We start from the raw sequence: 18,190 nt of genomic DNA, 5'->3' as shown, positions 1-18,190 counted from the left end.
GAAACTGATATCGGATTTTGAACCCTTCAAAAGATCGGTCAACCGATCATTAAATTCTTAACTGATCGGCATTAGGCAGTCTGCCGGTTTTTTAGGATGTTTTAAAAATGCTTACTTACGGTTGGCGGCCAGAGTATTGAGCGCGTTTAACGCTTCACGGTGGGCCACGATATCAATTTGCATTTTTTCCTGGTCGAAGGTCATTGTGGCAATGGCGTATTCGCCGTTGTTGTCACTTGTTGCATTCACCAGTTCTTGCTGTGCGTCGCGGTAACGAATGTTATTGCTGATTTTGTCAGCCATACATTGGTTATTCATTTCGAACGTGTTCGCATCCATGCAATCGAAAAGCTGGTTAGAGCCAGATTCCGCATGCGCAATACCAAAAACGGATAGCATCGCTAGACCAAATACTACTTTACGCATGTCATTTCTCCTGTACGACAGTCTAATTACTGTTATGGTTTAATATACAGGAAGAGGCTGAACTGATCAATTTGTTAATCATAGAAATATGACAGTAATGTGACAAGGCGTGTAATATTGTGTCAAAATCAGAAGAAAATTTTAGTTCACTGATGCGCCAAATTCGTCAGTGCACTTTATGTGCTGACCACCTGCCGCATCCGCCCAACCCAGTACTGGCCGCCTCTGCGGACGCGTCGCTGGTAATTATTGGCCAAGCGCCCGGTATTAAGGCACATGCTTCCAGTATGCCGTGGAATGACGCCAGTGGCGATAGATTGCGCAACTGGCTTGGTATTGACCGAAATACCTTTTACAACACGAACGACGTGGCGCTCATCCCTATGGGCTTTTGCTTTCCCGGTTATGTGCGTGGTGCGGATGCGCCGCCCCGCAAAGAGTGTGCACCTACCTGGCACAATCGCTTGCTGAATTACCTGCAACCGTCACTGACATTACTGGTTGGCCGTTATGCGCAGCACTACTACCTGCCAGAATTTAAAACGCTCACCCAGGCAGTTGATGCCCAGGCTACTTTTACCAGCTCAATGATGGTACTTCCGCATCCTTCCGGTCGGAATAACCGCTGGTTAGCGAAGAACCCCTGGTTTGAGACCCGGGTGCTCCCCCGGCTCAAACAAAAAGTGCAGGCGCTACAGCTACCCGCTTAACCTGTTATGGCGCTGCCCGATCAGATGGCTGTTGTTGCAGAAATTCCATCACATCATCAAAAGGCATGGGGCGGGCATACAGGTAGCCCTGAGCCTCGCTGCAACCTAACTTAATCATGTATTCGGCCTGCTCACGCCGCTCTACCCCTTCGGCAATGGTGATAAGACCCAGTTTGTTGCCCAGAGTCACAATTGTCTCGGCAATGACAGCGTTTTTGTCCGGCGCAATATCACTGACAAAAGAACGATCTACCTTTAAGCGGTCAAGCGGTAACTGCTGTAAGTAACTCATCGAGGAAAATCCGGTACCGAAATCATCAATCGCAATTGCCACCCCGTGTTCTTTCAGGGTACGCAGCGCGTCGATAACAATCTGCGGCTCGTCCATGACCACGCTTTCGGTAATTTCCAGCTCTAAACGGCGGGGATCACACCCCTGATCGGCCAACGCCCCCTTAACTTTATCTACGAACAGGCGGTCACGGAATTGCGGAATAGAAATATTTACCGCCACTCGCAATTCGCCGTAGCCTTGCTCAGTAAGTTGTCGGATACGCCGACAAGATTCTTCCAGTACCCAATGCCCGATATCAACAATTAAGCCGGAGTATTCCGCCAGCGGCACAAACTCCGCCGGAGAAATATAGCCGCCATTACCATCAGGCCAGCGCAATAAGCCTTCCATGCCCACGACCTGTTCGGTTTTAAGATCAATCTGGGGCTGAAACCACAGCTGTAATTTGCGATCAGCGAAATCGTTGCGTAAGCGCCGGATCATGTTCAACCGCCACGCGGTTTTATCTTCGATATCCTTTGCGTAGTACTCAAAATTGTCCGAAGTTTTTTTCTTGGCCCGGTTGAGGGCAATATTAGTGCGCTTGATAATTTCCAGACCGACGTTACGTTTGGACTCAAGGCGGTACAGGCCCACCGTCGCACTCACTGGCAACGTATTATCACCAGCCCGGAATGAGGATTGAAAAATCTGGTTAATCATCTGTGGGTTAACCTGGCTGTGTTCGCCTATTAACCCGAACACATCCGCGCCGATGCGCGCTTTGATTACCGACTCTTCGAAGTGATTTTCCATGCGGTGTGCGATGGCCCGCAGTAACTCGTTCCCTGCGTCCTGCCCCAGACCGTCGTTAATATCAGAGAAATGTTTTACATCGATAAGCGCAACGCAGGGCTCTTTAAACTGATGCATCTGCGCTCGGTCAAGCATATTGATAAACTCATTACGGTTGGGTAACCGGGTGAGATAATCACGAAACGCCGCATTACGCAGTTCGTGGAAAAGATAAACATTTTCGTAGCCGACCGAGATGCTGGCGAGGAAGACCTGCAGTAAGTCACGATCCGTTTCACTGATGGTCTTACTGGCATTCAGGTACACAGCAGCCTCGAACCCTGAACTGCTGATGTACAAAATAGAACAGTTAGGTTCGTAAATATGCTTTTTTAAACGCAGGCACCGACCTACGTGTTCGACGATATCTTCGTTATGAATGTTGTCGATGGGCTGATTAATAAACTCTGCAAAACCACCTGCCGCGCCCAGCACATAAACCCCATCATCCTCGCGATCCACCACTGAGCCCGCCTTTGCGCAGACCAGCCCTTCGGAATCTAATCCAATCAACGAGCTTATCTGGGTAACGATGCCTTCACAAAACCCTTTAATCGAATGCTCTTCAAGCAAGTTCGACGAAGAAGCAATGATTTTCTGTAGACCCAGACGACTTTGATTAATAGTGAGAATTTGCTGGTAGGAACGGAGTGAGGCAATGATGGTGGTCATCAGTTTGCCGCGCGTCAGCTCGGTTTTCGTTTTGTAATCATTGATGTCATAGTTTTTTATGACATGTTCTTCTGGTGCATAGCCAGGTTGACCGGTACGCAGAATGATTCTTGGCTCAGTGAGATTCAGGGTATTGCGCAGGTATTCCACGACCTCGAAACCTGCATTGTCTGTCTCCATCACCACATCCAGCAGGATAATAGCGATGTCGCGGCCATATTCGTGCAATACGTCTTGTGCCTGCTTACCAGAATACGCATGCAGAAAATTCAGTTTGCGGTCGCTGACGATCAAATCGGACAGGGCAAGACGCGTAACGGTGTGAATTTCTTCATCATCGTCAACAATCAGAATATTCCAGGTTTTATAAACCCGCGTGTCCATTTCCGAATGATTGTCTTCATCCAGAAAGGTTAGTTCATCATTCTCGTAATCAGCCGATGACATATTTTCGGGTTACCCTCACTGCTAGTGTCTTCATCCTACCCGCGTATGCATGAATTGCAAAGTCACCGGAGCAATGCAATAGTGTGACTTACGCATACTGCCTTGTTGTACCAGCGTTAGAAAACGAAGTCTATATGAAGATTACTAATGATAGTATCACCGCCGCGCTTGGCAAGGTAAACACCCCAGATACTGGCAAAAAAGAGCCGGCTCCGGCTGTCAACTCGCCCTCTCCAGGCCCCACAGGTACCTCAGTAAAAGATAAAATGGTGAGTTTGTTTGCGCGTATCGGTATTAGTCCGGATATGCCGCTGAACGACAGTAAACTACGGCGCCAGATTATCGAACGCCGACGGCAAATACGTGATATGCAACGCATTGGCAACCTGCAGGCGGTGTTATCGATAGCCATGAATGTGAGTGTCGCGGAACGCGAAGCAGAATCACTGGACCCGGATTGGTTCTATACCTTTGCGGAAATGGCAGAAAATATCTACTCGCCGGCCATGCAGGAGCTATGGGGTAAAATATTTGCAGTTGAGGTGAGTCATCCGGGCAGCTTTTCGCTACGGAGCCTGGAAACCTTACGGGCACTGACGCAGCGCGATGCAAAGTTATTCGGTAAGGCTGTGACTGTTGCGAGCCGGCGCCAGGGGGATGCTGTGCCGCGAATTTTAGTAGGCTACCATGTGCGCAAAGGCTGGCTGTCGTTACTTACCCCGTCCGCCCCTACCCAGCTGAATTTGTCAGCCTACGGACTTTCCTATCCTGACTTGCTGGCGCTCATCGACATGAAACTGATTTATGCCAGTGAAATTGAAAGTGGCGAGTTTGCCGCAGGCCAGCCCACACACTGGCGCTGCGGAAACGCCAGTGTCACGCTGAGTGCCCGGCGGGCAGGCGTGGCACTGGTATATTATAAATTCACCGCCGTCGGCGCTGAACTTTATAAGCTGGTAAGTAAACAGGATAACAGCCAGTACCTGTCAGCCCTCAGTGAGTTGTTAGCGCCTGCCTTTGACGTTGACCAGCCAAGCCAGAATTAATGGCTCTGCGCCTGCAGCACCATTAAATACCGTCGCCAAACTCGTGTAGCCCACATTCCCGTTTAAGACCGAAGAAGCGGGTGTCCTGTTCGTTCATTCCTTCCTGCAGGGACTGCGTAGTATGCCAGTCGCCAATCGACACATAACCCTGATCCCACAAAGGATGATACGGCAGACCGTGTTCTTTCAGATAGAAATGTAAGTCTTTATTTGACCAGTCAATAATAGGATACACTTTGAACTGATTGCCGACCTTTTGCAGAACCGGTAACTTTTCACGGCTGTCAGACTGACTTCGACGCAGCCCCGCAAACCAGGTTCCCGCCTGCAATTCCCGCAATGCGCGTTGCATGGGCTCGACTTTGTTCATCTTATTGTATTTCTCGATGCCATCGACCCCTTGCTCCCATAACCGGCCAAACCGTGCTTCCTGCCAGGCCGCTGACATATCCGCCCCGTAAACATGTAAGTTAAGGCCGAGCATGTCGGTTAGCTTATCCACGAACCCGTATGTTTCCGGAAACAAATAGCCGGTATCGGTTAGCACCACCGGGATATCCGGCTTGGCCTGGGTAAGCAAATGCAGCATAACCGCAGACTGCGCCCCAAAGCTGGAAGAGACAATTGCCTCCTGCGGCAAGTGCTCAAGCGCCCAGGCTACCCGCTGTTGCGCGGTCATTGTTTCGAGCTTGGCATTCAGCTCATCCAGGGTGCGCTGGTCTACTGTCAGCGACAACGCGGATGAGGATGCAGTGGCAGTATCACTCATAGAAATCTCTTGCTGAATCAACTACCGGCTTAATAATGCCGGCGCGGATCACATAGTCGCCAAAGGCTTCCCGTTCGTTTCTTTCCTTCGCCCAGCGTCCTACTAACTCATCCAGGGTATCCAGAATTTCCTGTTCGGAAATATTCTCCTGGTACATACGCGGGATACGTGTTCCTTCACGGTTACCGCCCAGATGCAGGTTATACTTGCCCGGTCCTTTGCCCACCAGCCCGACTTCTGCAAGCATGGCGCGGCCACAGCCGTTAGGGCAACCGGTTACCCGGAAGATAATACTGTCAGAAGCCAGGCCATGCTTAGACAAAATGTTTTCTATATCGGTGACCGCATCGGGCAGGTACCGCTCGGCTTCCGCCATTGCCAGTGGGCACGTCGGTAACGACACACAAGCCATCGAGTCCAGCCGCTGCTGTGATACACCCGGCTGAATCAGACCATGCCGTTTCGCCAGCGCTTCAATTGCCGCTTTCTGATCAGCCGGTACTCCCGCAATGATCAAGTTCTGATTAGCGGTAAGACGGAAGTCACCCTGGTGAATTTTGGCAATTTCAGCACAGCCGGTTTTCAGTGTTTTCCCCGGATAATCTAAAATGCGGCCGTTTTCGATGAACACGGTAAGGTGAAACTTGCCGTCGATCCCTTCAACCCAGCCAAACCGATCGCCGCGACCGGTAAACTCGTACGGCTTACTGGTCTTAAACGTCACGCCGGCACGCTTTTCCACTTCTGCTTTGAAGTTGTCTACGCCAACCCGTTCCAGGGTGTATTTCGTTTTCGCGTTCTTACGGTTAACCCGGTTACCCCAGTCACGCTGGGTAGTCACTACGGCTTCGGCCACGGCTAACGTGTCTTCCAGTTTAATGAAGCCAAAGTCGTCAGCTTTACGCGGGTATGTCGACTGGTCACCGTGGGTCATCGCCAGACCGCCGCCCACCAGCACGTTGAAGCCAACCAGCTTACCGTTTTCGGCAATCGCGACGAAATTCAAGTCGTTGGCGTGGACATCCACATCGTTTTGCGGCGGAATGACCACCGTGGTTTTAAATTTACGTGGCAGATAAGTGTCACCCAGGATAGGCTCCTGCTCGGTGCTTTCTACCTTTTCGCCATCCAGCCAGATTTCTGCGTAGGCACGGGTTTTCGGCAGCAAGTGTTCGCTGATTTTCTTGGCCCATTCCCATGCTTCCACGTGCACCTGTGACTCCACCGGGTTCGATGTGCACAGCACATTACGGTTTACATCCCCGGCAGTGGCAATAGAGTCGATGCCTGTTTTATTCAGAGTCTGGTGCATAAGCTTGATATTAGGCTTAAGCACCCCGTGAAACTGAAAAGTCTGACGCGTAGTCAGGCGAATGCTGCCATAAATGCTGTGATCTTCAGCAAACTTGTCGATAACCAGCCATTGTTCAGGGGTGATGACACCACCCGGCAGCCGCGCCCGCAGCATGACGTTGTGCAGCGGTTCAAGCTTTTGCTTACTGCGCTCAGCGCGAATATCCCGATCGTCCTGCTGGTACATCCCGTGGAATCGGATCAGCTGAAAATTGTCAGCAGTGAAACCGCCGGTGAGATCGTCTTTCAGATCCTGCTCGATGGTGCCACGCAAATGTCGGCTTTCGCGCTTCAGGCGCTCGTTGTCAGAAAGCTTGCCTTCAACGACAAAAGGGGTTTTATCCTGGCTCATTAATACACATCCTTCTGGTAACGTTTGGCTTTGCGAAGTGCCACTACATAGGCTTTCGCTTCTTCTTCTGACTTATTGCCGTGAGTTTTAATCAATTCGATCAGCGCAGCTTCCACATCTTTGGCCATATGCATAGCATCACCGCAAACGTAGAAATGAGCACCCTGCTCCAGCCACTCAAAGACATCTTTCCCGTACTCTTTGAGTTTATGCTGCACGTATACTTTCTCTTCCTGATCCCGCGAAAAGGCCAGCGTGACCTTATCCAGCAGACCGCTTTTCACGTAACCCTGCCATTCCACCTGATACAGGAAATCCTGGGTGAAATGGGGGTTGCCGAAGAATAACCAGTTTTTGCCTTCGGCGCCTTGCGCGTCACGCTCCTGCATAAAGGCACGGAACGGGGCAATACCGGTACCCGGGCCTACCATGATTACCGGTGTATCCGGATTATCCGGGAGCCGGAAGTTATCGTTATTTTCAACAAATACTTCTACCTCACCACCTTCTTCCAGATGCTCACACAGGAAGCCCGATGCCCCACCCTGATGACGGTGGCCAAAGGCTTCGTAGTCAACGTGAGCTACTGTCAGATGTACTTCGTCTTCAACCTCGGCCTGGCTCGATGCAATAGAGTACAGTCGTGGAGTCAGCGGACGCATGGCATCGACCAATGCCTGCGCTGATATCTTTCCGGGATGGTCACGCACAATATCAATTAACTGGCGTTCGGCCATATAGGTGCGCAGCGTCGCTTTGTCTTCCATCAGTTTGGCCAGTGACTCAGAGCCGGTGGCAGCTTGATAGGCCTTAACGAAATTAGGGTAGCTTAAGGTGAGCTCAAGCTTGCGTGACAAGGCGTCACTCAGTGACAGCGTGTCATCGCCCAGTGAAACCTGTTCATCGCCGTTCAGGGATAACTCTTCCAAAAACGCCGTTACCAGCGCCGGAGAATTAAGGAACCATACACCCAGCGCATCGCCCGGCTGATAGGTGATACCTGAATCTTCCAGACTGATCTCAATGTGACGGATATCTTTTACCGAGTCACGACCAGTGATTTTCTGAGCATCCAACAGCTCCGCTTTAAACGGGGCTTTCTTGGTATACGTAGAGCTTGCGCCAAGGGTCTGTGCGGCCGCGCCCGTTTGTGCGGCTACCGAGGTGGCGGCACTGCCTTTACCAAAGTCATCTTTCAGTGCGCTGATGAATTCGGCAGTCCAGGCCTCGGCCTGCGCCTCATAATCGACATCACAGTCTGCCCGTGGAATTACCGCAGTGCCGCCCAGTTTGGCTAAGCGTGCATCAAAGTCTTTACCGGTCTGGCAGAAAAATTCATAGCTGGTATCGCCCAGCCCTAATACGCCATATTTTAGCGAAGATAATTTAGGGGCCTTTTTACTGTCGAGGAATTCGTGCAATTCAATGGCGTCGTCCGGCGCGTCGCCTTCGCCGTGGGTGCTCACAAACACTGCCAGATGTGATTCGTTTTTGATACTTCTGGGTTTGTAGTCAGCCATGCTTACCAGCTTACTGGTATAGCCGGCCTCTTCCGCTTTAGCCTGAAAAGCCTGCGCCAGATGCTTTGAGTTGCCGGTCTGAGAACCGTAGAGAATCGTCAGTACATTATCATTGGCCACCTCCGGGGCGGCAGCTGCTACGCCAGGTGCCGCACTTGCGCCGCCCTGCCCTGCTGCCATGCCGGCAATATATCCGCTTACCCAGGTAAGCTGATCTTTATTGAGCCCGGCAATTGCCTGGGTGATCCCGTTCCACTGCTGTTCGCTGAGAACCGCACCGGGTACTGCTTGTTGATTGGTTTTGTCTGACATAACTCATTAGCCTTAATTCGATGCGCTAAGGCTAACGAGTTTATGTACGAAGAGAAAAGAATAAATCTAACTTTTTTATTACCGAATGTGCTTAAACCTTTCGGTTTAACAATTAAAAGTGCATTTCCAGGCCGGCAAACACACCATCGTACTCCAGATCGGCATACACATCGTCAAGATCTTCAATGTCTACTTGCGCATTTCGATAGCCTAATTGCAAGGTCATGTCCACTGCCAGGCTTTCAATAAATGAATACGCAATCGCTACCTGATAATCGCTCACCGTGTGATCATCAATACTCAGATAGCTACCTTCTGCATACGCCGCCAGGCCAGTGAACGGTAACCCTACCTGTACCCGTGAATACACCATTGGGATCACGCCGGAGAAGTCTTGTTCGCCGCGGGTGTTGCTGTCTCTGTCTTCAACAATCAGGGTGCCGTCAACATACTTGCCGTTCAGGCCCACATCGAAACTGATCAGATCATTGTCGAACAGCTCGTAATAAAAAATAACGTCGGTAGCCACAATATCAGCGTCTGTATAAACATCGCTTTGCGTGGTGTACAGGTTGCCGTCAAACGTAAAGCTGCTGTTCAGACGGGTAGTACCGGCGGTCGCCATATCTGTATGATTAACTTTTACGTTCGGCAGAAACGGCACCGGGTGCTCCAGCGCAATGTATGCGGCGCCATTAGTTTCATCATCAAAGTTAAAGTTACCGTTATTCGAAGAAGAGTCTGAAAAGCTCCCGGTGGTATCCATATTCCAGCCCTGCACACCCACGTAGACGCCTGCAATAGTGTCGGCAGTGGCGGTAGAAGCAAAAAACGCGCAGCCCAGCGTGGCCGCGATCAGACATTTTTTCATTGATTATCCTTGGTTGAGTAGTTCCGAAAGTTCAATTAGAGCAGCGTTTGCCCGTGAAATATAGTTCGCCATTACTAACGAGTGATTAGCAAGCATACCAAAGCCGCCCCCGTTCAGTATCATGGGACTCCATACTGTTTGCTGGGTAGCTTCCAGTTCACGAATGATTTGTTGCAGACTAACCCGTGCATTTTTATCTTCCAGCACATCTGCGAACTCGATTTCTACGGCTTTGAGAAAGTGCAACAATGCCCAGGTCGCGCCGCGGGCTTCATAGAAATTGTCATCCAGTTGCCACCAACTGGTTTTGACCACCCGTTGTTCTGCCACCGGCGTCGACTGGCGTGCCCCGGGCGACCCCGCCAGATCAGTATTAAGTCTGGTAGAGCCGACACTGGCGCTCAGGCGCTGAGAATAACTGCCCAGGCGTTTTTCTATTTGCTTCAGCCAATCCCGCAGGTTATCGGCACGGGTGTAAAACTGACTGTCGCTGTCACTGCGCTTTACTAACTGCTGACGATACTCAATTAACAGTTCGATGCCTTCCCGGTAACTCGACTCAGCAGCCGGAAAAATCCATTCCCGGTGATCCAGGTTAAACTTCGGTTGTGCCTTCGCCAGAGCACTGTTTTCAATTGACTGGGACTGTGAACGGCTGAAATCGTTGCGCATACTGCGGGATAAATCCCGTACCATTTCCAGTACACCAAACTCCCAGGCCGGCATGTTGTCGAGAAACACACTGGGGGGGATGACATCATTGGCGAGGTAGCCACCCCGCTTGGTCAACAGTGTGTCACTCACTTCAATAAGGGCCGTGGTCATGGTATACCCGGCTACCCGCTGATGATCGAAGCCTTCAGACGCGACCTCCACTCTGGCTTCCACACTGAACGTATCGGGTTCGCTGCTCCAATACATACCCAGTAACCAAAGCAGTACAAACAGAACAACTGCGCCCACACCAATCCATTTCAGATTCAGATACTGTTTCATAGATTCCCCGATAATGCTTCTAAAACAACAGCCTTCGCTATTGCGAAGGCCAAGTAGGTGCAGGCGATGATACGGCCTGTGAAAGTCGCCGGCTGGTCCGGCTAATCTGTCAGCGCATGCGGTCGTCGGCGTAATGCGTATACAATGCCGGCTAACAGCAGGATGGGCCAGAATGCGCTTACGCCCACCACAAATAAGGCTACTAGCGCTGCCAGCGCACCAACAATTAAGGTACCTGCCAGACTAACCGCTACTATAAAGCCTACAATAACAAAGACAACGGCTATTATAGACAGCGCGACGATATTCTCCCAGGGTGACAGGTATTCATTGCCCAGCATAATATGAAATCCCAGCCAGTCGCCAAGCATTGAGCCGAAACAGTTTATCAGGATAAGCCCTAGCACAACCGCAATAATAAACTGCTTCATAGTGACCACCTTGGCAGAAGAAACACTGCCGCCAGGTAAGCCAGCACGGCAAGAGTAGGCATAACAAACAAGGATACAATGGCCGCGCCGCGCACCCACACCGAATCAATGTCCAGATAGCGGGCAACGCCAGCGCACACACCGGCAATTACTGCATTATCCAAATCACGGTAAATTCGCTTTTGTGAACTGGGAATTTTCATACATCTTCTCCTGGTAAAGGGCCGTCCGCCTCAGGCGGACGGATCTGACATCAGTTAGGCCGCTTTATTTTTCTTCATGGCGTTGAGTTCGCGCTCGATGGCATCATTCTCTTCCAGCGCACGGAACTGCGCATCCAGTGAATGAGGCTGTGTAGCAGAGCCGGTAAACTCATATGCATCCACCTGTGCTTCGAGCTGGTCAATACGTTGCTCGTACTGGTCGAAGCGCGCCATAGCGTGGTTTATCTTATCGCTATGCTCTACCGCCTTAACTTTGAGCCGCACTGATGCAGAATGTTGACGTGTCACCATGGCCTTTTGTTTCGCTTTCGCTTCGGCCAGTTTTTCGTTCAGCCGACCGGTATCACCCTGCAGCTGCGCCAATGACTCACTGATAGTATCGTGTTGTTGTTGCAGTGACTCGGCCTGCTGAGCGTAACGCTGTTTTTCTGCGAGCGCCGCCCGGGCCAGGGTCTCTTTATCTTTATCAATGGCGAGTTGCGCTTTTTCCTGCCAACCGGTGACTTCTTTATTCACCCGCTGTAGCTGACGATCTAAATGTTTCTGTTCTGCCAGGAACTTCGCCGCTTCCGAACGAATCTCCACCAGCGTTTCTTCCATTTCCTGGATAATCAGACGAATCACTTTTTCCGGATCTTCGGCTTTATCCAGCATGGCGTTAATATTAGCCTGCACAATGTCTGTCATTCTTGAAAACATGCCCATAACCATCTCCTGTGTTTACCTGTAAATTTTCACGTAGTGAATTAGTGAAAGTTATTTGGTTATTACAACACCTGTGCCATATTTTTAACTTGTTGTTTTTAATTGAAATTATTAAAAAACCGCTTAAACAGTCGGTATAATTTGTGAGCTAGACAATGATAAGTAGTGAATTTGACTAACCCGGTTTGTCTTTTTCGCCACTGGGTGTTTAGTGACAGAGCAGGATTGGCGCGATACCGACGCGCAGGCACGTTAGTGAGTATCTGAATGGGGTAGTCAATATGGGGAAGCATCTAGCGTGCACACTACCCAGTGGGATGATTAAGGCGTTACAGAGGGGAAATAAACCGGGTGGTAGAAAAAGAGAAAGCAGATAACAAGATGAACGTTATCTACTTTAAAGCAGTTTGTTTGAAGAACCAGCCTTGGGGGGTCGACGCTGTAGCAGCCGTCGCATACTACGAGTGGTGAATAACAACGCCCCCACTGCAAAAGACAACACTGGCATAAGCATGATCAGCAGCACACTGAATTGCTGAATCATACGCGGCTACTCTGACGCGCTGGCTGACACGGCGGCCTTTTGTTCGTCACGCATGCTTTGCGCAAGGTCTGTCACCGATACTGAACCACCAGGTAGCGTGCCGTCTAAGTCAAACATATGGGCGGTATTAGCCACCACCTGTTGGACACTCATGTTAATTTCGTGGCGGGTTACATCCACAGCCTGGCTCATTAACCGGCCAACAAACTCTTCTAACGATATTTCCTGCGCAGTAACGGGCGCGCTGAATGATGCTGCCGTGAGAAGTGAAGCTAAAATTACTGATTGCGTTTTCATGTGTTTCCCTCTGACTTCCGTGAGTGCAACAACCCAGTGTTGATGCGACAGTATTGCTATTGCCAGAGGTGTGCCAACCAGTGATAAAAAACTATCATACTGATTCAAAAGGGTTTTTAAGAAGGGTGAAAAATACTTGGCCGCCACCGGGACGGCCTGACAATTAAAATGTAGCTTTTTTGACCAATTAGATTCGCGGTTTTAACCAACCTTCGATTCGTTAAACGTCTTCACATTAGCCTGCGCGGTTAAGACTGCATCTAACCCATTGATGAGCAAGTTGGGATCCGGATTTTTGCCGGTACCATTCTGGCTCAGGTAACGCCGCCATATGCGGCCGCCAGCTTGTCCCTGAAACAGCCCCAGCATATGACGGGCCGCGTGCCAGGGCTTAAACCACTGATCCGTTTGGCGCTCAATATAGGCCTGCATGGCATACACTATCTGCTCGCGGGAAGGCGCCTGAGTATTGGCGCCGAACAGCGTGTTGTCCACATCGGCCAGCAAGTAAGGATTCGCATAGGCCTCCCGACCCATCATGACGCCATCGACATGGGCTAGCTGACTGGCGGCTTCATCAAGGGTTTTAATACCACCATTAATGCTAATCGACAACTCCGGGTGAGAGGCTTTCAGCTGATGAACCCGGGGATAATTGAGCGGCGGTATTTCCCGGTTTTCTTTCGGGCTCAACCCCTGTAACCAGGCCTTGCGGGCATGCACAATAAAAGTATCGCAACCGGCATCAGCGACAATATCGATAAAGCGGGCAAAATCCGCGTATTCGTCCATGTCGTCTATCCCTATCCGGCATTTCACGGTGACGGGAATATCAACCACGGCCTGCATAGCTTTTACTGACGCTGCCACCAGTTCCGGCTCAGCCATCAGACAGGCGCCGAAGCGACCGTTTTTAACCCGATCTGACGGACAGCCCACATTGATATTGACTTCATCGTAGCCCCGCGCTTGCGCCATTTCGGCGCAGCGCGCCATGTCATCGGCAGTACTGCCACCCAGTTGTAAGGCGACCGGGTGTTCTTCTTCGTTGAACGCCAGATAATCACCCTTGCCATAAATAAGCGCTCCGGTCGTCACCATTTCGGTATACAGCAACGCGTGACTGGATATAAGGCGCAAGAAGTATCGACAGTGTTGATCTGTCCAATCCAGCATTGGCGCGACGGAGAAACGCCTGTCGATAACTGGACTGGAATGATTAGGCGCAATGTTATTTAGGTCAGACACTTACATCGTCTCTCTGGCAAATATGACAAGATCAACTTTCAGCAGTGCGTATTATCCTGCCTTCAGGTGAAGGCCTTAATAACAGCATGCGGAATATGACGTTTCTACTATTTACGCCTAATGGCGTTCAGATAAGCGGCGATTTTACCATAACCACAGCGGAACAAAAAAACGGAATATCATGTTAAGAATGAGGTAGGTGCGGGGAGGTGAACTGCTTTTAAGTGGGATGTGATTGAAAGTGAGCACTTATTGTCGAAACCAACAGGCCGGTCACGGCGCTGCTGGTTTCTGCAAAGCACTAATTACTGTTAGCTTTTTTCGCTGGCAATCCAGCGTTCAATTTTTTCTTCCAGAATTGGCAACGGCAAGGCGCCGGTTCCCAGTACCTGGGCATGGAAGGCTTTGATATCAAAATCGTCACCTAACTCTTCTTCGGCCTGTTGACGTAATTCTTGTATCTTCAGTGCTCCAACTTTATATCCCAGCGCCTGTGACGGTATGGCAATATAACGCTCGACCTCGGCCACTACCTCAGTGCGGGTCATACCCGAGTTTTCCAGCATAAAGTCGATAGCCTGCTCCCGGGTCCACCCTTTCGCATGGATGCCGGTGTCGACGACCAGACGCATTGCCCGTAACTGTTCGTCCTGTAACGTCCCATAACGGTTCCAGGGATCATCAAAGAAGCCCATTTCATAACCCAGGGTTTCCGAATATAACGCCCACCCTTCTACGTAAGCGTTATTCCCACCAAAGCGCATAAATGCAGGCAGGTCTTCATTTTCCTGCGCCAGACTGATCTGGAAATGGTGACCCGGCGCGCCTTCGTGAAGGTACAGCGTCACGTTGCCGGTAGTCAGACGACTGGGTAAGTCATAGGCGTTAAAATAAAACGTGCCGGGACGCGATCCGTCTGGCGTGCCGCGCTGGTAGGAGCCTCCAGCGCTGAACTGTTCAATGGCCGGATCGTAAGGTTTAATCTCCAGGTCAGTTTCAGGCAGCAAGGAAAAGTAGTCCTCAATTTTCTCATCCACCTCACGGCCTATACGATAATAGGACTCAGTCAGTGCCTCCCGGCTCTCCGGCTTGAATTTAGGATCGGTGCGCACGTAGTCAAAAAACTCGTTCAGGCTGCCCTCAAACTCCACTTCATCCATAATTTCCAGCATGCCGGCTTTAATTCGCTCCACTTCCTGCATACCTAATTCATGCAGGTAGTCTGCGGTTAACGGTAAAGTAGTGGTGTTTTCAATAAGGTGGCTATACAGCTTATCGCCACCTTTCATCTGACTTAGGCCTATGCTCTCACGGGCAACCGGTAAATACTCATCTCGCAAAAAGTCACGCATGCGCTCGGTAGATGCATAAATGGCTTTAGTCGCAGCCAGATACTCTTTTGTCAGACGGGCTTTCTGCTCATCGGTAAAACTGTCCGGGAACTGTGTCACCGGCCCCCAGAATTGCGACTCTTTCAGAGGGATGGCCAGTTGGGTATCAAATTGCTGGATAACCCGGTCAATGGTCAGCTTGGTTTCCAGCACACCGGTTTCCATGCCTTCGCGGAACTTGTCAATGGCCCGCTCGCTGATGTCGATGTAGTCCTGGTGGCGGGACAGGTTGTTCTCATAATCTTCGATGGTATTGAAAGGGGCCGCGCCTTTGCCACTGGCGAAGGTGGGGTAGAACGTATGGAAACCACTGAAATGGTTCACCGGGCGCACTTCGGTCAGGGCAAGGATTTCCTCGCTGGTGCCTTTCAGCTGTTTTTGCTGATTGTACTCAAACACATCGTAAGCCAGCTTATCGGTGTCATTGAGTTGAGTACGGTCAATTTTTTCCAGCTCTGACAAATTCAGCAGTGTATTGGTGCGGATGGCAATGGTATGCGCGTCAGTCAGATAATCACCCAGCCGGTCGGCACGACGCATATCGCCCCTGAATAAGCCGGAAATAGGGTTAAGTGCCAGCTCACGTTCATTGGCTGCCGCAAACAGGGCAAACAGCTGGTCATGTTCGCTTTGCTGTTTAGCCGCGACACTGCCTGTAGTGTCAGACTGTGGCTGTGCTGTTACGGGGCCGGTTAGTGCAGTGGCCACCGCCGCACTTAATAGTAACGCTTTAAATACCTTCACAAATTTCTCCCTGATCGGTCAGTTTATTATTTTTTAACCGGTAAAATGTAGCCTATTGGCTCGCCAGCGTCGATGCATTAACACGGCCTGGGCGCAGGAAGTCTGTAAGAAAAAGTGTCAGCGAGGAAAAAGGGGGTATTACACCTGCTCCAGACGTAGCAAGAACTGCAGATTATTGGTCTAATGGCTCAAGCAGATAACGGTTTTTGCCTGCCCTCTTGGCTTCGTACATTAACTCATCAGCCCGCCGGCAGAGGTCGGCTTCATTAGCATGCTCGTCACATTTCATGTAGGTGACGCCCATACTGGCGGTTATTGCCAGTGCGTCGCCCGCACCCGGCACCTGCATTGTCCGGATCCCTTCTATGACTCTTTCACAGGCCGCTTTCACTTCCTGTTCATTAGCAACCGATAGCGCGAACGCAAATTCTTCACCGCCGTAACGGCATACCACATCTTCGCCACGCAGCGAGTTGCATAAGCTGGCAGCGACAGCTTGCAGCACTTTATCTCCCGCCGTATGCCCGCGGGTGTCATTGACCTTTTTGAAGTTATCGATATCCAGGAGGCCAAACGCAATCAAGGCTTTGCGCCTTGAGCAGGATTTTATTTGCTTCTCAAGCTGTACCGAAAAAAAGCGCCGGTTAGGCAGTTCGGTAAGGGAGTCGAAATACGCCAGCTTTTCCAGCTTTCGGGTGGCATGCTGGAGTGACAGCGTCCGCTCCTTTACCTTCTGCTCAAGACTTACCTTGAGCGCACGCAAGTCCCGATTGCGGTTTTCTAACTGCTCTTGCTGAAACTTGATTTGTGAGACGTCACGCTGAATGGCGGCGAAATGGGTGACGGTGCCATGCCGGTTAGTCAGCGGCAGGATATTCATTTCCATCCAGTAGGGGCGACCATTGCGGCCATAATTCAGTAAGGTCTGCGTAATAGCCTGCTTCTTTTGTAACGCCGAACGAATTTTCTTGCGGGCCTCCTTATCAGTAAGTGAGCCTTGTAAGATGCGCGGCGTTTCGCCCAGAACCTCGTCTTTACTGTAACCGGTCAGTTGCTCGAAAGCTTTGTTAACGTACACAATGCGGGGACCGTTGGGATAGTCAATATCGTCTGCTTCGGTCACGATTATTACATCCTGGGCGTTCTCTAAAATATCCTCCGCAGAAAAGGGTTTTACCGTGGCGGTCACGTCAGAGAATGTCACCACTACAAAACATGAATCGGCTCCGGGCCGCCCCTCCATATAGGCGTTCACCATAAACCAGCTGATATCCTGGCCGCCAGCATCTACCATGCCCATTATCTCATTGTCGATATTAGTCCCCGTTTTCTGAACCCGGTTCACCGGATAATCGTCAAGGTTCAGGGGACAGCCGCTTTCATCAATAAAGTGCCACTTCGGGTCGTAGGCATCAGCGCCGATGATCTCCTGGTATTCCAGCTGAAGTAGCTTAAGCGCTGCGGGGTTGGCGTAAATGATAGAGGTGTCGGCGCGATGGATAACCACCCCGACATGGGCATGTTCCAGGATCTTGCGAATATCCAGACCTTCAATTGAAGACACCGACCAGGCTCCCGCAAGTGGACTGCCACCTGCCTGCATTATGGTTATATGCTTATAAGCATAGCAAAGCCTGTGTGACCTGCTCGGGAAATTTTAAGGGATGAAACGTCTGGCTTTTGCACTCTTAGTGCATCTCTCCTCGGGGTGTTTATCTGTCTTCCGCCGTCTCTATTTTCGCCCACAATGCCTCCGCATCGGCTGTGAGCATAGAATAGGTTTTGATATCGCCATTGCGTTGAGCATGCATGGCCTGCTCTAAGAGGCTGTCATACTGTTTTCTGAGTTTTTTAGTGGGGTTACGCTTAAATAATCCGAACATAGAGGACTCCCGGTAAGTAGATCCTGTTAAACGGAGACGGCACCGTGGTGATCACACTGTTGGATTAAACCTTTGTCACAATGCCCCTGCACATTTAAGGCAGGAACACTGTGAAAGGTG

The 18,190-nt window shown here is 50.6% G+C and carries 17 protein-coding genes; 2 read left to right on the top strand and 15 right to left on the bottom strand.

Translation table 11 applies throughout. The features are described from left to right. Positions 1-111 precede the first annotated feature (111 nt). Positions 112-426, bottom strand: a complete 315-nt coding sequence (locus OCL06_RS04040; RefSeq protein WP_262992465.1) for a pyridine nucleotide transhydrogenase — start codon at positions 424-426, stop codon at positions 112-114. A gap of 119 nt (positions 427-545) precedes the next feature. Here OCL06_RS04040 and OCL06_RS04035 point away from each other — a divergent pair, with 119 nt between their 5' ends. Then, positions 546-1,136: a uracil-DNA glycosylase family protein gene (locus OCL06_RS04035; protein ID WP_373318438.1), complete on the top strand. Its 591-nt coding sequence runs from the start codon at positions 546-548 to the stop codon at positions 1,134-1,136. Between the two features lie 4 nt (positions 1,137-1,140). Here OCL06_RS04035 and OCL06_RS04030 read toward each other — a convergent pair whose 3' ends face one another. Further along, on the bottom strand, positions 1,141-3,384 hold the full coding sequence (locus OCL06_RS04030) for a bifunctional diguanylate cyclase/phosphodiesterase (RefSeq protein ID WP_262992464.1): 2,244 nt from the start codon (positions 3,382-3,384) through the stop codon (positions 1,141-1,143). Between the two features lie 134 nt (positions 3,385-3,518). Between OCL06_RS04030 and OCL06_RS04025 the strand changes: the two genes are divergently transcribed. Beyond that, positions 3,519-4,430 (top strand): TIGR03899 family protein, encoded by a 912-nt coding sequence (locus OCL06_RS04025; protein ID WP_262992463.1) that lies wholly within the window; start codon positions 3,519-3,521, stop codon positions 4,428-4,430. 22 nt (positions 4,431-4,452) lie between these two features. Here OCL06_RS04025 and OCL06_RS04020 read toward each other — a convergent pair whose 3' ends face one another. The 13 genes from OCL06_RS04020 to OCL06_RS03960 all read right to left on the bottom strand — a co-directional run bounded on the left by OCL06_RS04020 (position 4,453) and on the right by OCL06_RS03960 (position 18,070). Next, positions 4,453-5,199 (bottom strand): phosphoadenylyl-sulfate reductase, encoded by a 747-nt coding sequence (locus tag OCL06_RS04020; RefSeq protein ID WP_262992462.1) that lies wholly within the window; start codon positions 5,197-5,199, stop codon positions 4,453-4,455. Beyond that, the gene (gene cysI / locus OCL06_RS04015; RefSeq protein WP_262992461.1) at positions 5,192-6,904 is read right to left on the bottom strand and encodes an assimilatory sulfite reductase (NADPH) hemoprotein subunit; all 1,713 of its coding nucleotides are present in this window, start codon (positions 6,902-6,904) and stop codon (positions 5,192-5,194) included. Before cysI ends, OCL06_RS04020 begins: the two co-directional genes overlap by 8 nt. Continuing rightward, positions 6,904-8,736 carry an assimilatory sulfite reductase (NADPH) flavoprotein subunit gene (locus OCL06_RS04010; RefSeq protein WP_262992460.1) on the bottom strand — a complete coding sequence of 611 codons (1,833 nt, stop codon included), beginning with the start codon at positions 8,734-8,736 and terminating at the stop codon, positions 6,904-6,906. Before OCL06_RS04010 ends, cysI begins: the two co-directional genes overlap by 1 nt. Positions 8,737-8,848: 112 nt before the next feature. Next, entirely contained in the window at positions 8,849-9,607 is a 759-nt protein-coding gene (locus tag OCL06_RS04005; protein WP_262992459.1) for a TIGR04219 family outer membrane beta-barrel protein, read from the bottom strand. Between the two features lie 3 nt (positions 9,608-9,610). Further along, positions 9,611-10,603: a DUF2333 family protein gene (locus OCL06_RS04000; protein ID WP_262992458.1), complete on the bottom strand. Its 993-nt coding sequence runs from the start codon at positions 10,601-10,603 to the stop codon at positions 9,611-9,613. A 101-nt stretch (positions 10,604-10,704) separates the two neighbouring features. Then, positions 10,705-11,034, bottom strand: a complete 330-nt coding sequence (locus OCL06_RS03995) for a hypothetical protein (RefSeq protein ID WP_262992457.1) — start codon at positions 11,032-11,034, stop codon at positions 10,705-10,707. Further along, positions 11,031-11,237, bottom strand: coding sequence for a PspC domain-containing protein (locus OCL06_RS03990; RefSeq protein ID WP_262992456.1), 207 nt, complete (start codon positions 11,235-11,237; stop codon positions 11,031-11,033). The genes OCL06_RS03995 and OCL06_RS03990 overlap by 4 nt, the downstream gene beginning before the upstream one ends. Positions 11,238-11,291: 54 nt before the next feature. Beyond that, complete coding sequence (gene pspA / locus OCL06_RS03985; RefSeq protein ID WP_262992455.1) at positions 11,292-11,963, bottom strand: phage shock protein PspA; 672 nt, start codon at positions 11,961-11,963, stop codon at positions 11,292-11,294. A 550-nt stretch (positions 11,964-12,513) separates the two neighbouring features. Beyond that, positions 12,514-12,804 (bottom strand): hypothetical protein, encoded by a 291-nt coding sequence (locus tag OCL06_RS03980; RefSeq protein WP_262992454.1) that lies wholly within the window; start codon positions 12,802-12,804, stop codon positions 12,514-12,516. Between the two features lie 201 nt (positions 12,805-13,005). Then, the gene (gene dusA / locus OCL06_RS03975) at positions 13,006-13,980 is read right to left on the bottom strand and encodes a tRNA dihydrouridine(20/20a) synthase DusA (protein ID WP_373318439.1); all 975 of its coding nucleotides are present in this window, start codon (positions 13,978-13,980) and stop codon (positions 13,006-13,008) included. 383 nt (positions 13,981-14,363) lie between these two features. Then, positions 14,364-16,187, bottom strand: coding sequence for a DUF885 domain-containing protein (locus tag OCL06_RS03970; RefSeq protein WP_262992452.1), 1,824 nt, complete (start codon positions 16,185-16,187; stop codon positions 14,364-14,366). 172 nt (positions 16,188-16,359) lie between these two features. After that, on the bottom strand, positions 16,360-17,751 hold the full coding sequence (locus OCL06_RS03965; RefSeq protein ID WP_262992451.1) for a diguanylate cyclase: 1,392 nt from the start codon (positions 17,749-17,751) through the stop codon (positions 16,360-16,362). 148 nt (positions 17,752-17,899) lie between these two features. Then, on the bottom strand, positions 17,900-18,070 hold the full coding sequence (locus OCL06_RS03960; protein ID WP_262992450.1) for a DUF6435 family protein: 171 nt from the start codon (positions 18,068-18,070) through the stop codon (positions 17,900-17,902). Positions 18,071-18,190: the final 120 nt, after the last annotated feature.

The sequence above is a fragment of the Alteromonas salexigens genome, from assembly GCF_025628895.1.
In the GTDB taxonomy this organism is placed as follows: domain Bacteria; phylum Pseudomonadota; class Gammaproteobacteria; order Enterobacterales; family Alteromonadaceae; genus Alteromonas; species Alteromonas salexigens.
Note: the sequence above shows the minus strand (reverse complement) of the source record. Positions and strands in the feature narration are given on the sequence as shown.